Source organism: Mycobacteriales bacterium (genome assembly GCA_035995165.1).
Lineage (GTDB): Bacteria > Actinomycetota > Actinomycetes > Mycobacteriales > CADCTP01 > CADCTP01.
Genome location: DASYKU010000051.1, coordinates 1 through 13,436, shown reverse-complemented (window position 1 = coordinate 13,436; position 13,436 = coordinate 1). Strand labels below are relative to the sequence as shown.

Below are 13,436 nucleotides of genomic sequence, written 5' to 3'. Positions count from 1 at the left end.
CTGATCTCGTTCATGAGCTCGCCGGCGAAGTCCAAGACGCTGCTGGAGGAGAACGCCCGGCTGCACGCGGTCCCGGCGTTCTTCGACCCGTCCGGCGGCTGCGAGGTCATCTCCGCCGGCGCCACCGGCATCCCGGTCGCCGGCAACCTCAACACCGGCGCGGTGCTGGCCGGCCCGGAGACCACCGACCTGGCCAAGAAGTACCTGACCGACTACTACGCCGGCGGCTACTCGCCCAACCCGGACCCGACCGTGCAGGCCGCGCTCTACGCGTACGACGACGTGGGCTGGGCCCTCAGACCGCGACGGGCTCCCGCGCCGGCTCGGACGGCGTCCGGCGGAACGGGGCGGCCAGGGTGGGCAGGATGTGCCTGCGGTGGCGGATCAGGGCCGCGACCGCGATCGCGAGGTAGATCGCGGACAGCACGTACCGCGCGGTCTGCCCGGGGAACGCGAACTGGACCGCGAACAGGCCCAGCAGCATCCAGGCCGCCCAGCGCGGGAACCGCAGCGCGAGCAGGGCGGCGACCCCGAGCGCGGTCTGGCTGGCGGTGAGCAGGAACTCCTCGACCTGGCGCGGGTCCAGCGCGAGGCCGCCCGCGCCGCCGCCGCCGAGCAGGTACGCGACGGGCAGGCTGCCGACCAGCAGCGTCCACTGGTTGACCTTGCTGGAGATCAGCGTGCCGATCGCGTCGCCGCCGTTGCCGCGCAGCGCGAACAGGATCGCGACGATGAACTCCGGCGACTCCGAGGCCAGCGGTGCGAGCCACTGCACGAGCAGGAACTCGTCGAGCCCGAGCTCGCGGCCGGTGGCGATGAGGCCCTGGGCGAACGGCTCGGCGCTGGCCAGGATCACTGCGGCGGCGAACAGGAACAGCCCCACGACCAGGCCGCGGCGGGCCCGCGTCGGCAGCGCCCCGATGGTCGCGGCCGGGCCGACCAGGTGCGGCTCGCCGGCCTCGGCCCGGGACATCCTCCAGAGGTAGTAGGCGAAGAAGCCGAGCAGCGCGAAGCCCAGCGGCAGCGAGATCCGGCTCGTCACCGGGATCACGAACGCGACCAGCGCGGCGATCGCGAGGAACCCGAGCTCGACCCGGTAGCCGGACTCCAGCACCAGCTCCCGGACGGTCCGGCCGGTGCGGCGGCGGGCGACGGCCAGGCCGATCAGGACGACCAGCGACCAGCCGAGGCCCAGCAGCAGCCGGTTCGAGCCGGTCATGTTGGCCGCGGCGTACGCACGGTAGCTGGGCTCGGAGCCGGCGGTGTAGGCGAAGTAGAGGTCGACGGCGTACTCCGGGAGCACTGCGATGACGGCCAGGATCGCGATCGCGAGACCACCGGAGATGTCGACCTGCGCCGCCTCCGCGGCCCAGGCGAGCACGAACGAGGCGGCCACCACGGCCACGCCGAACAGCACCAGCGCCACCAGCGGCGCGGGGTGGATCCCGGCGAACCGGGTGACGAGCGCGGGCACGGTGAGCACCCCGCACACGGCGAGGGGCCGGACCAGCGTGGTGAGCACCAGAGGAGTCCCTTCCCGGCCGGGCCGGGTCCCATGGGAGCTCGGCCAGGCATCGCTGCATGGCCGAAGGTCTCGCCCACCGGCCACCTGGCCGGTCCCCACCACCGGAGAACACCGTGCTCTCAGCGTGTCGATGGTGGATGTTGTGGACTACTCCCCCTCGGGTACCGCTAGCCTGACACCGCTTCGACAGTTGCGCAAGTGACGAAATATGGAGACGGCCATGTTCGAGCCCACTGCGGCTCAGCTGCGGTCGGCGGCCGGGACGTTCGCGCTGCTGGCCAGCCCGGTCCGGCTGCACCTGGTCTGGCTGATCACCCACGACTCGTACGACGTGGGCACGCTCGCGGAGCGGGTCGGCACCGGCATCGCCACGGTCTCCCAGCACCTGAGCAAGCTGCGGCTGGCCGGCGTGATCTCCGCGCGCCGCGACGGCCGCCGGCAGCTCTACACCGTCGACGACCCACACGTGATCATGCTGATCCAGCAGATCTTCGACCACATCGCGCCGGACGGGACGCTCGCGCCCGACCCGCCGCTCAGCTGACGGCGGGTGCCGTCAGTCCTGGGGGACGGCGGCCTGCCGGCGGTCGAGCTCGGCGCGGTGACCGGCGGAGGTCCGGGCGACGCCCGGGGAGGATTCCCTCCCGGGTGTAGTAGCGCAGCGTGTCCAGGGAGAATCCGGACTCGCTGGCCGCCTCGGCCGGGGTGTACGTCCGCACGGAGCGACCCTACGGCGTGACCTCGAGCGACTCGGCGTGCGCCTTCAGCCGGGCCAGGGTCGTCGCGATGTGGTCGCCGTTGGCGCTGGCGCGGTCCTTCTCGCCGGTGATGAAGATCGCGACCGGGACGAACCAGCGCGGCATCCGCAGCCAGTTCGTCACGGTCACCCGGCAGCCCGCGGGCTCCGGCACGATCTCGTACTGCCAGCGGGAGATCGGCACGAAGAACGGCGTCCGTACGTGGTAGGCGAACCGGCGGCCCGGCTCGGCGTCGGTGATCTGCGCCTGCGTCCGCCACCGGCGCAGGCCGTTGCGGTTGGAACCGGAGAACCAGTTGCCGACGCCCGCGCCGGTCGCACCGCGGATCCAGCGCGCCCGGTAGAACTCCTCGGCGAACCCGGCCATCCGGATCGGGTCGCTGACCAGCTGGTACGCCGCCGCCGGCGAGACGTCGATGGCCACCTCACCGGTGGCGAGCGGTTTCACGCGGGCTGCCTCGCGATCAGGATCGTGTATCCCATAGTCCGTCCCCAGGCCGAACCACGTGGCCTGGCCCTCCTTGGTGCCCTCGAACAGCTCCTCGCCGAACTGGGCGATGTGCCCCGGGCGCCGTAGATCTCGGCGGTCTCAGCTGGAGTCCGGTTCGACCCACTCATGATATGTTCCTCCTGCCCAGGCGTCCGCGGTGCCATCCAGTATTTCCGGCGTGGTCACGGTGCGACATATTCGCCCGTGCGCGATACGTGGTGTAGCGGCCGGGTCGCAGCACCCGACCGTGGCCCACCGCTTCGGCGTCCTGACCGACGAACAGCGCGACCATGCCGCCGTGCACGGCCTGGAGGCCTGGCTGGTGGCCCACGGCATCCGCCCGATCCTCGGCACGAGCACCCTGGCCCAGCTGGACGGCGGCCTGGACGGCGCGGCAATTCAGCTGTCCGCGGACCCGACTCGCCCGCCTCCACGACGCCTAGGGGACGGTGCCGACGGCGAGGACGGCGCCCTGGGAGACGTAGCCGTCCGGCTGGTGCAGCGGGTGCTCCGGTGTGGCCGGATCGAGCAGCGACGTCCACTCCTGCGACAGGCCGAGGCTCACGGCCTGCCGGGCCAGCTGCGCGACGGACGGGCCGTAGAACCGCCACTCCGCCTCGGTGAGCGGGGCGAAGTGCTCGATCAGCACGGTCTGCTGCCGCACCCCGGTGAGCCCGGCGGCGGCGAGGTTCCGGTGCAGTCCGCGCGACCGCAGGAGCTGGCGGGCGTACGGGCTGACGGGGGCGGCGGCGCGGAAGAAGTCGGAGAACAGGTACGGGTCGCCGGGCTCCACCCGGATCAGGCTCGCGTCGATCTCCTTGACCGCGACCAGGCCGCCCGGGCGGACCACCCGGCGGAAGCCGGCGAGCGCGCGGGCGAGCGCGGCGTCGTCCAGGTACTGCACGGTGTTCGCGCACCAGATCGCGTCGAGACTGTCGTCCGGGTACGGCAGGTCGAGCAGGTCGCCGGCCTCGACCGTCACCGTGGGCAGATCGGCCGTCCGCTCCCGCGCCACGGCCACGTTCTCCGTGGCGAGGTCGATCGCCTGGACGCGGCCGGCCCGCTCGGCCAGCCGCGGCAGGAAGGCGCCGGTGCCGCAGCCGGCATCGAGGACCCGCCAGCCCGGCCGGATGCCGACGCTGTCGAGCAGCGCCCGGAACGTGTCGCGGCAGGCCTCGTGGTGGGCGTCGACGATCTCGGCCTCGGTGAAGTCCAGGCCGGTCGAGGTGCGGAAGCCCCAGGCGGTCGTCACGGTGCCACCACCGGGATTCGCGCCAGCCAGCCCGTCAGGGCGGCGGTCACCGCGTCCGGTGCCTCCAGCGGGGAGAGGTGGCCGACGCCGGGCAGTACGACGAGGCGGCCGGCCGGCAGCGCGGCGGCGACCCGTTCGACCTCCGCGCGGCTGACGAGCTCGTCCTCCTCGCCGACCAGCGCGAGCCCGGGGCCGGAGAACCGGGCGAGCTCGGCCGTCCCGTCGGCGCGGGACGCCGCCGCCCGCTGGCACCAGGCGACCGCGGCCGGGTCGACCGCCTCGGCCGCGGTCCGCACCGCCGCGGCCAGCTCGGGCCGGCGGTTGCGGGTGGTCGCGCCGACCAGCGCCGCGGCGGCCGCCGGTACGACGGTGGCGCGCGCCGCCGGGTCGGCCATCGCCGCGGCGAAACCGAGCCGGCGGTCGCGGTCGGCCGGCTCGTCGGGCTCGGCCCGGGTCGCCAGCAGGGCGAGCCCGCGGACGCGCTCGGGCGCCCGGCGGAGGAGGGCCAGCGCGACGTAGCCGCCCAGCGAGCAGCCGGCCAGCCACACCGGGCCGGCGTCGGCGCGGTCGAGCTCGGCCACCAGCTCGTCGACGAGCAGGTCCATGGACGGCGGCCCGTCCGGATGCGGCCGGTCGCCGTGCCCGCCGAGCGCGGGGGTCAGCACGCGGTGGCCGGCGGCGCCCAGCGCGGTCCGCTGGGCCGCCCACATCGCGGGCGGCGCCGCGAGGGCGTGCAACAGGACGATCACCGCCGCACCCCCGCGGGGACGCCGGCCCCGGCCCCGGCCTCGGCTGCGCCGGCTCCGGCGCCGGCCCCGGTCCCTGCTTCGGCTGCGCCGGCTCCGGCGCCGGCTTCGGCGGCGTGGACGAAGTCGAGCACGTGCCCGGGCACCCGGTCGCGCACCCAGGTGAGGAACACCGGCGCCGCCGGCATGTCCACCGGCACCAGCCGGATCCCGGGCGGCGCCACCTCCGACAGCGACGCCAGCGACAGGTGCACGGCGGCGCCCGAGCGCACCAGCGCCATCATCCCCGCGGTCGTCTCCAGCGCGTACCGCCGGTGGATCGGCCGCCCGGACGGCGTGGTGCGCGGCACGACCTCGTCCCAGACGTACCCGGGCATCGTGCCGGGACAGGCGAAGCCGTCGACGTCGGCGAGGTCGTCCAGCCGGAGCGTGGCGTGGCCGGCCAGCGGGTGCGTCTCGCCGACGACCAGCGCCCGCGCGTCGGTGCTCAGCGTCGCGCTGCGGTCCAGGTCCGGCTCGCGGACCAGGAACTTCGCGATCATGACGTCCAGCTCGCCGGCGCGCAGCAACCGGAACGGGTCGTTCACCGCGTACTCGTGCAGGGTGACCTCGGCCGGGGTGCGGCCGGCGGCGCTGACCAGCCCGGCGGCCAGCGCCGCCGAACCGTGGTAGCCGAGACGGATCGGCGGTGCGGTCACGGACTCTCCTCTGTGGACGGTGCGGGGTCAGGACGGCTCAGCCCGGCGAACGCGGTCAGCCGGCTCGGGTCGAACGGGTCCGGACCGACCCGCAGCGCGGTGAACGGGCCGGCGACGGCGCCGAGCCGCGGCGCCGGTCGCAGCACGACCTGGTCGCCGGGGTGGATCAGCCCGTCGAGCACGGCCTCGGCCAGCAGGTGGTGGATCGCGACGATCCCGTCCAGCAGGGTCCGCCCGGCGGTCGCGAGGTGCAGCTCGACCTCGCCGGCGGCGGTCGGGTCGCGGGTGAGGGCGTCCGCGAGCGGGACCGTGCCGGGGAAGGCCCGCAGCAGCCGCCGCAGCGGCTCGGTCCGTTCCGGTGGTCCCGGCTCGGTCCAGGCCGTCGATCCGTCCGGGCTGACCGACGCGAACCGGTGTCTGCCGGCCAGCCGCTCCGGGTCCCCGGCGAGGAACACGGTCCGGGTGAACGACCGCCGCCACTCCAGCGCCTCGTCCGGGGACAGCCCGCGCGCGTACGCGCAGGCGCCCGCCACCAGGACGGCCGGGTCGAACCGGCGCAGCACCACGACCGCGACCGTGCTCTCCGGCTCGACCGCGGCCGGGTCCGAGGCGAGGTCCGAGCCGGCCAGCTCGGGCCGGCAGGCCCGGATCCGCTCGTCCAGCGACTCCTGCAGCTGCTGCTGGTCCAGCGTCACGTGAACACCTCCGCGGCCAGCGCCTGGACGGGCGCGCGGGTGCGCCGGGCGAGCAGCTGCGACGTCAGCCGGTACGGGTCGACGTACCCGTCGGCGCCGACCTGCTCGTCCAGGTACGCCCCGGCGTCACCACCGCGGCCGGGCGCGGCCAGCAACTTCGCCGCCCGCTGCAGCGACCGGCGCAGCAGCGCCGGCCGGAACGACGTCTGGTCGCCCGGGCCGAGCATCGCGATGAAGTAGAGCCGCGTGCCGAGCCGGACCACCGGGTCCTCCCAGTCGTCGCCGATCGCCTCCAGCAGCGCGCCGGCCGTGTGCCCGCGCCAGTCGCCGTGCCGGGCCGAGCGGACCTTCCCCTCGATCGGCACCCGACCGACCGGCACCCGGTGCGCCCGGACCCCGAGCCGGCCGAGCACCCGCTGCAGCACCAGGTAGTCCTGCTCCAGCTCGGGGTCGTGCAGCAACACCACGTCGTCGTACCGGGAGTCGGCGCACAGCGGGACCAGCTCGCGCAGCGCGCACGCGAGGTAGTTCGGCCGGCCCTCCTCGGAGACCAGCCGGCGCAGCGGGATCCCGTCCGCGGTGGCGTCGAGGTAGACCGGCCCGCCGTCGGGCCGGGTGTCCAGGATCATCCCGACCGCGGCGACCCGGTCGATCGCCTCGGCCAGCTCCATCCCGGGCGGCTGGTGCTCGGTGAGGCCGGGGTCGTGCATGCCCAGCCGGCCGTAGGACTGCGCCCACAGCTCCAGCACCCGCGCACTGGCCGGGTGCACCCAGCCCTGCTCGACCGCGTCCAGGTACGGCCGGCAGGCGTCCACCGTCGGCCGCTCGCCGCAGCCGCGGAAGCCGACGTACAGCTCGCCGATGTCCTCCTCGCTGCGCTCCGACCAGTCGACGTCGCCGACGGTGCGGTCGAGGTGCTCCCAGAATCCGACGGTCTGCTCGGTCGGGTGGTACGTGGTCGGGCTGCACCGGTAGGTCACCTCGGCGACCCGGCCGGTGGCCCGGAACATCACGTCCGTCCACAGTAGACCCTTGAGGTGGCTCGGGGTCAGCGGCTTGGTCGGCGTCACGGTCACCGGCGCCAGCAGCACCCGGCGGGCCGGCTCAGCGGCGGGCATAGAGGCTCCCGAGCAGCTCGGCCCGGGTCGGCCCGGGCGCGGTGGGACCGCCCGCCGGGATCCGCAGCCCGGCGTACGCGCGCTCGGGCGGGGTCAGCCCCATCAGCACCCGGGTGACCGCGAGCCCGATCGCCGGGTCGCCCGCCACCGCCCGGCCCACCGCCCGCAGCGACCCCGGCGGCGGCTCCGGCGCCGGTTCGCCGGCCACCGCGGCCTGCCAGCACGCCGTCCGGTCGACACTGTCCACAGTGGCCTGTTCGTACCAGGGGGCGAGCAGGTCCTGCGTGATCGCGGCCGGGTCACCGCCGTCGAGGACGGCGTCGACGACCGCGTACGCGTGGGCCAGCGCGAGCGACATGCCGCGGCCGAAGATCGGGTCGGTGACGCAGGCGGCGTCGCCGACCGGCAGCAGCCCCGGGTACGGCGCGAGCGCGGCACCGCGCAGCACGTTCGGCGGGCAGGTGAGCACCCGGACGCCGGTCAGCGGCTCCGCGTCGGGCATCCAGTCCGCGACCCACGGCGTGTAGCGGGCCGCGGCGTCGAAGCCGGCCGGCTCCCGCAGCGGGTCCAGCGCGCGGTCGTCGGGCAGGGTGCCCAGCGCGATCGAGAACACCTCCCCGTCGGCCGGGTGCACGACGCCGGCGAACTGCTCGCCGACCACGCCGGCCGCGTTGCCGCGGTTGAGCGGGCCGAGTGCCCCGGCCCGCCGGTAGAACCGGGAGAACGCCCGCAGCCGGGTCGGGCTCCATCGGTCGGCCGCGGTCGCGACCCCCAGGTCCGCCAGCCAGCCGGCCGAGCAGGACCGCCGCCCGGTCGCGTCCAGCACCAGCTCCGCCGGCACCGCCGTCCCGTCGGCGAGCACGACGCCGGTGACCCGCCCGCCCGCGGCCTGCAGCCCGGTCACCCGGATACCCCGGCGGAGCTCGACGCCCGGCGCCGCGGCGACCACCCGGCGCAGCACGTCCTGCAGCACCGTACGGCGGCAGCCGAGCGCGACCAGGTCGGGACCCGGTCCGACGTCCAGCGGGGTGGCACCCGCCGCCAGCAGCGCGGCGAGCACCTCCGGCGCCCGGTCCCGCAGCACCGCCAGGCCCAGCGAGGTGAACGTGTGCGAATGGCCGGCCTGCGGCAGCGCCGGTCCGTCCGCAGTGGACCGATCCAGCACGAGCGTGGGCACGCCGCGACCGGACAGTGCGAGCGCCGCCGCGAGCCCGGCGATGCTGCCGCCGGCCACGACGACTCGGCCGGTCATTCCCGGACGCCCCGCACGAAGAACACCCGCCGCACGCCGGTCTCGCTCCGCGGCGGCACCGGGTCCGGCCAGCGGCCGAAGTCGGCGTCCGGCTCTCCCGGCTGGACCGCGGTGGCCGCGAACCCGTGCCGGGCGAACAGCGCCTCCGGCTCGTCGCTGCCGAACAGCCAGGGGCAGCCCCAGCCGGCGAAGACGTCCAGCAGCCCGCGCATCGACGGCGCGGTGAGGGCGGCGGCGTTGACGATGTCGGCGGCGACCGGGCTGCCCGGTGCGGTGATCGCGGCGACCCGGGCGAGGATGCGCTCGGCGTCCGGTCCCGGGATGTAGTACAGCAGGCCCTCCAGCAGCCACACCGACGGCGCCGCCGGGTCGTAGCCGGCCGCGATCAGCGTGTCCTCCCAGTCCGGTTCGACCAGGTCGGCGCGGACGGCGGTCCGCCGCACCCGCGGCTCCGCGTCGCCGAGCCTCTCCTCTTTCCAGTCGAGGACGGCCGGGCGGTCGACCTCGAAGACCCGGACGTGCGCCGGCCAGTCCAGCCGGTACGGCCGGGAGTCCATGCCCGCCGGAGCCAGCACGACCTGCGCCGGGGCGTCGTCGCCGGACACGACCGCGGTGATCCAGTCGTCGAGCAGCCGGGTCCGGATCGCGTTGTAGTCCGGGGTGCTCGGCAGCGTGCGGGCGGTGTCCTTGGGGAACGTCGCGGCCCGGACCTCGGCCAGCAGGGCCGGGCCGTCCTCGCCGGCCAGCGCCTCCGCGTACGGGTCGTCGTAGAGGTGGTCCGGCCGGCGGCTCTCGGCCGCCCGCAGCGCCGCGGTCAGCAGCGCGGTCCGCTCGACCGCGTCCAGCTCGGTGGTGCCCCTCATGACCCGCTCCCGTCGCCGACCAGCCGTGTCCACGCCGCCGGGTCCCGCCAGAACACCCGGTCCTTCACCTGCGCCGGCCGCGCGCCCGCGGCGACCCGCTCGTGCCAGTCGCGCAGGAAGGCCTCGCCGTCCAGCGCCCGCACCTGCGCGGCACCCAGCCGGCCCGCGGTCCGCGCATCCCGGTAGCCCGCCGATCCGGCCGTCAGCGCCGCGTCCAGCCGGTCGGCGAACGCGCCGGTCTCGGCGGCGGTCCAGGGTCCGCGGGTCGCGACCGCCACCTCGTACGCGTGACCGTCCGTTGTGGACACCGGGCGGCAGCCGGCGTTGCGGACCTCCATGCCGCCCGCCTCCAGCGCGGTCGCCAGCGCCCGTACCACCTGGGACTCGCGCAGCCGCTCGCCGGCCACGTCGGAGGTGTCGGCCCGGCCGGCGTACGCGAGCCGCGGCACGCCGCCGGTGGTGTCCGCGACCCGGACGACGTCGCCCACCGCGTACCGGTAGAGGCCGCCGACATGGCTGAACACCACCTGGTAGTCCCGGCCGGCGGTGAGGTCGGCGAGCCCGAGGGTGGCCGAGTCCGGCCGCAGCTCCTCGTCGGCGTCGACGAACTCGTACGCGGCCGCGGTCACCACCGGGCTGCCGGCCGAGCCGTGCCGGTCCAGCGGCACCGCCACCGGACCCTCGGACGCGGCGACCGGGGCCGGCAGCACGCTCACGCCGATGCCGAACTCCTCCCGCAGCCGCGGCAGGTAGAGCGACGCCAGCCCGGTGGTCCAGCAGAAGATCGCCTCGACGTCCGGCCAGACGTGCGCCGGCAGCAGCGGGTCGTACCGGGCGGCGAGCGCCTCGAGCTCCCGGGCGCGGCCCGGGTCCGCGGGCGTGTCCGCGGTGCCGTCGGCGATCTCCTGGACCAGCCGCGGCCACCACAGCCGCAGCTGGTACGGCACGGCGGCGACCATCGCCGGGTTGATGCCGATCAGCCCGCGCACGTCGCCGGCGACCGCGGCCCGCAGCCGCAGGTAGGTCTTCTCCAGGTGGTCGTCGTTCGCGACCGGCCCGGGCAGCGTCGCCCACGGCGCCCAGGTGCCGGGCTCGGCCGACTGCGGCTCGCCGAACCGGGCACCGAGGTCGACCTGGCTGGCGCCGAGGTGCTCCCGCCCGGATGCGGTCCGGGCGACCGCGGGCCGCGGGTCGTGCTTGAGGTTGAGCATCCGGTCGGGCAGCCCGGTCGTCCGCGGGTGCCGCTCGGCCAGCGGCGCCCAGGCCGCGAAGTAGAACGGGAAGAAGCTGGTGCGCATGAACCGCGCGGTGACCGGCACCTTCTTGTGCGCGCCGGTGCTGCCGCTGCTGGTGAAGTAGAGGACCGGGTCCTCCTCGGTGAGCACGCCGTGCTCGCCGGCGGCGGCCCGCTCGATCCACGGCGCCAGCCCGGAGTAGTCCCGGATCGGCACCGCCTTGCGGAAGTCGTCCAGCGTGCGGACCGCGGCGAGGTCGTGCTCGCGGCCGAACGCGGTGTCCGCGTTCGCGGCGAGCAGGTCGGCGAGCACGGCGTCCTGCGCGGCCGGCACGTCGGCGAGCGCGGCGGCCAGCCGGGCCCGCTCGGCGAAGACCCGCTCCCGGTAGGCACCTTCCCGGTCCGGCGGCGGCTCAGGCTGCGACATCGAGGACCTCCTCCTGGCTGTACAGCGCGGCCCGGACCGCGGCCACCGTGGCCGACAGGTCGGGTTGGACCGGGACCGTCACCACCGGCAGCCCGGTGACCTCTTCGCGCATCGCGGCGGCCAGGTCCCGCTGGTACGCGAGGAAGGACGCGCGCTCGTACCGCTCGCCGTAGTGCTCGAGGATGTTGGCCGTGCCGCCGCGGCGCCAGGCCTCCTCCGGCGGCACGTCCAGCCAGACCACGAGGTCCGGCTGCGGGAACCCGCGCCACCAGTCCAGCGCGGCGTCGGCGCAGCCGAGCAGCCGGCACTTGGCCAGGATCTTGTAGTAGTACGAGTCGACCAGCGTGTCCCGGCCGGCCGGGTCGTTCTCCATCACCCGGTCCCGCAGGTGCACGACGCCGCCCTGCAGGAGCGACATGGCGAAGTCGGGCGAGTACGCCGGGCGCGGGCCCCGTAGCGCCGTCAGCACGTCGCGGACCACCAGCCGCCGCAGCGCCGGCACGGCCCGGTGCCGCGGCCCGGCCAGCTCGTCGTCCAGGCCGATCGCCCGCAGCCGCTCCGGCTCGGCGGCCGTCAGGGCGGTCAGCACCGACGTCTTCCCGGCACGGTCCGGACCCAGCAGCACGGTGAAGCCTCGGCGCACGGCGTCCTCCCTCGACTCGGCGTTGCCCGCTGTCCGGGCGCGTCCTACCGGTCCGACCTACCCGCCCTGGGCAGCATCGGACGGCAGTTACGCTTCCGGCAAGGAAGGCCGCAATCTCGGAGAATCGGCTCGGGTCGGGACAATGGACAAGTCATTTCCCCGATGCCGGTCTCGCTGGATCTCCCGCGACCCGCGAGGCATACCTGGCGAGGTGCAACGCCGCCCGCCGGGCGGAGTTGGCGCCGAGGCGTGCTCATGCCGCGCTGAGCGCGCTCCTCGCCTGTCCGAGCCTTGTGCCGAAGGGTGCAGGCTCATGGCTGGCGGGCCTGCGTGCCACAGCGGTGCGGGGCCGCGTTCAGTGAACCGGCAGGACTTCGAAGGCCGGGTGTTTGCCGACGATCGCGTGGATCTGCGCGTCGCTGGAGTCCGGTCCGACGCCGTCGAAGAACACTCCGACCTCGACCTTCCACCGCTTCAGGTAGGCGCGCAGCACCGGCACCTTCTCCTGGTCGGATAGCTCGCGACCGCGGAATGCCTCTGTGCGCTTGCCGACGCGCAGCTCGCCGGTCCCGGCGGCACGCAGGTTGCGCACCCACTGGCCCTCGCCCCGCGCCGAGACCAGGTAGCGGCGCCCGTCGTGGTGGAGCAGGTTCACCGGCGTCGTCCGCCATGCGCCGCTGGTTCGACCCTTCACGGCCAGAATCCGTGAGCCGAGGATGCTCACTCCATGGCGGGTCAGGAACGCGACGGCTCGGTTGAAGACGTTGCGGGTCAACCACCCCGGAGCGCGGTAATGAGCAGGCACCATCTCAGTTTCCCCCTGACCCGCCCTGCGGCACCTGCCGGGTCTCCGCAGCACGCCGGCCAGCCGCCGGACCGGGAAGGTGTTGGTCAGCGGGGTCGCCGCCACGTCGATGCCGATGCAGCCGTCCAGGCCGGGGTCCGGCGTAGCTCGGTCTCAACGCCCTCGCCGCCGAAGGGTCGAGGACGCACCTGAGATCGACGGCAGCGCATACGGAAGGGTGGTGGTCGACGCCGAGCTGACGAAGTCATCCTGAGGAGGAATCCATGACCGCTAGCCCACTCCCCTCACCGCTGCCGCCGCGGGCGGTCGTGGCGGTCCTGCGCGCACCCACCGCCGAGCACTTCGTCCCCGCGTCGACGGTGCTGTGGGATGCCGGCATCCGCTGTTTCGAGTACACGCTCACCACCGAGGGCGCCCTGGACGCGCTGGTCGAACTCCGCGAGCTGCTGCCGGAGGCACTCGTCGGTGTCGGCACCGTGCGCACCGCGGACCACCTCCGGGCCGCCAGCGACGCCGGCTCGGAGTTTGCAGTCAGCCAGATCTTCCTTCCCGAGCTGGTGGAAGCGGCGCGGGAGCATCGAATCCCGTTCGTTCCGGGTGCACTGACCCCGACCGAAGTGGTCACCGCCTGGAACGCGGGCGTGCCGATGGTGAAGGTGTCCCCGATCGGCCCCCTCGGCGGGGTGACCTACCTGCGGGAGTTGCGTGGCCCGCTTCCGGACGTGGCGTTCATGCCGACCGGTGGCGTCACCTTGGAGGCCGCGGCGCAGTACCTCGACGCCGGTGCCGCTGCCGTGGGCGTCAGCGGTGCGCTCCTCGGGGACGTCCTGCTCGGCGGCGATCTTTCCGCTCTGGCAGCTCGTACCGAACGGCTCGTGTCGATCGTCGACGGGCGGCGCACGTCATGACACCTCCGACGATCGTCAGATCC

The 13,436-nt window shown here is 74.9% G+C and carries 14 protein-coding genes; 2 read left to right on the top strand and 12 right to left on the bottom strand.

Going from position 1 to position 13,436, the window contains the following annotated elements:
* Positions 1-295 precede the first annotated feature (295 nt).
* Complete coding sequence (locus VGP36_08885) at positions 296-1,522, bottom strand: sodium:proton exchanger (GenBank protein ID HEV7654835.1); 1,227 nt, start codon at positions 1,520-1,522, stop codon at positions 296-298.
* A gap of 223 nt (positions 1,523-1,745) precedes the next feature.
* On the opposite strand from VGP36_08885, the gene VGP36_08880 reads away from it, so the two are divergent.
* Positions 1,746-2,069, top strand: a complete 324-nt coding sequence (locus VGP36_08880; GenBank protein HEV7654834.1) for a metalloregulator ArsR/SmtB family transcription factor — start codon at positions 1,746-1,748, stop codon at positions 2,067-2,069.
* Between the two features lie 184 nt (positions 2,070-2,253).
* Here the strand turns inward: VGP36_08880 and VGP36_08875 are convergent, their stop codons facing one another.
* From VGP36_08875 to VGP36_08825, 11 genes are all read right to left on the bottom strand, one after another.
* A complete protein-coding gene (locus tag VGP36_08875) occupies positions 2,254-2,730 on the bottom strand; it encodes an SRPBCC family protein (GenBank protein ID HEV7654833.1) in 477 nt (158 codons plus the stop codon).
* Positions 2,731-3,211: 481 nt separating this feature from the next.
* Complete coding sequence (locus VGP36_08870; GenBank protein HEV7654832.1) at positions 3,212-4,024, bottom strand: methyltransferase domain-containing protein; 813 nt, start codon at positions 4,022-4,024, stop codon at positions 3,212-3,214.
* Positions 4,021-4,773 (bottom strand): alpha/beta hydrolase, encoded by a 753-nt coding sequence (locus VGP36_08865; protein HEV7654831.1) that lies wholly within the window; start codon positions 4,771-4,773, stop codon positions 4,021-4,023. The genes VGP36_08870 and VGP36_08865 overlap by 4 nt, the downstream gene beginning before the upstream one ends.
* Positions 4,770-5,468 carry a LysR substrate-binding domain-containing protein gene (locus VGP36_08860; GenBank protein ID HEV7654830.1) on the bottom strand — a complete coding sequence of 233 codons (699 nt, stop codon included), beginning with the start codon at positions 5,466-5,468 and terminating at the stop codon, positions 4,770-4,772. The genes VGP36_08865 and VGP36_08860 overlap by 4 nt, the downstream gene beginning before the upstream one ends.
* Positions 5,465-6,163 carry a DUF6182 family protein gene (locus tag VGP36_08855; protein HEV7654829.1) on the bottom strand — a complete coding sequence of 233 codons (699 nt, stop codon included), beginning with the start codon at positions 6,161-6,163 and terminating at the stop codon, positions 5,465-5,467. The genes VGP36_08860 and VGP36_08855 overlap by 4 nt, the downstream gene beginning before the upstream one ends.
* Positions 6,160-7,281, bottom strand: a complete 1,122-nt coding sequence (locus tag VGP36_08850) for a hypothetical protein (protein ID HEV7654828.1) — start codon at positions 7,279-7,281, stop codon at positions 6,160-6,162. The genes VGP36_08855 and VGP36_08850 overlap by 4 nt, the downstream gene beginning before the upstream one ends.
* The gene (locus VGP36_08845; GenBank protein HEV7654827.1) at positions 7,268-8,533 is read right to left on the bottom strand and encodes an FAD-dependent oxidoreductase; all 1,266 of its coding nucleotides are present in this window, start codon (positions 8,531-8,533) and stop codon (positions 7,268-7,270) included. Before VGP36_08845 ends, VGP36_08850 begins: the two co-directional genes overlap by 14 nt.
* Positions 8,530-9,396, bottom strand: a complete 867-nt coding sequence (locus VGP36_08840) for an SAM-dependent methyltransferase (protein ID HEV7654826.1) — start codon at positions 9,394-9,396, stop codon at positions 8,530-8,532. The genes VGP36_08845 and VGP36_08840 overlap by 4 nt, the downstream gene beginning before the upstream one ends.
* Complete coding sequence (locus VGP36_08835; protein HEV7654825.1) at positions 9,393-11,057, bottom strand: GH3 auxin-responsive promoter family protein; 1,665 nt, start codon at positions 11,055-11,057, stop codon at positions 9,393-9,395. The genes VGP36_08840 and VGP36_08835 overlap by 4 nt, the downstream gene beginning before the upstream one ends.
* Complete coding sequence (locus VGP36_08830; GenBank protein HEV7654824.1) at positions 11,044-11,700, bottom strand: hypothetical protein; 657 nt, start codon at positions 11,698-11,700, stop codon at positions 11,044-11,046. The genes VGP36_08835 and VGP36_08830 overlap by 14 nt, the downstream gene beginning before the upstream one ends.
* Before the next feature lie 355 nt (positions 11,701-12,055).
* Positions 12,056-12,475, bottom strand: coding sequence for a nitroreductase family deazaflavin-dependent oxidoreductase (locus VGP36_08825; protein ID HEV7654823.1), 420 nt, complete (start codon positions 12,473-12,475; stop codon positions 12,056-12,058).
* 338 nt (positions 12,476-12,813) lie between these two features.
* Between VGP36_08825 and VGP36_08820 the strand changes: the two genes are divergently transcribed.
* Entirely contained in the window at positions 12,814-13,413 is a 600-nt protein-coding gene (locus tag VGP36_08820; protein HEV7654822.1) for a bifunctional 4-hydroxy-2-oxoglutarate aldolase/2-dehydro-3-deoxy-phosphogluconate aldolase, read from the top strand.
* Positions 13,414-13,436 lie beyond the last annotated feature (23 nt).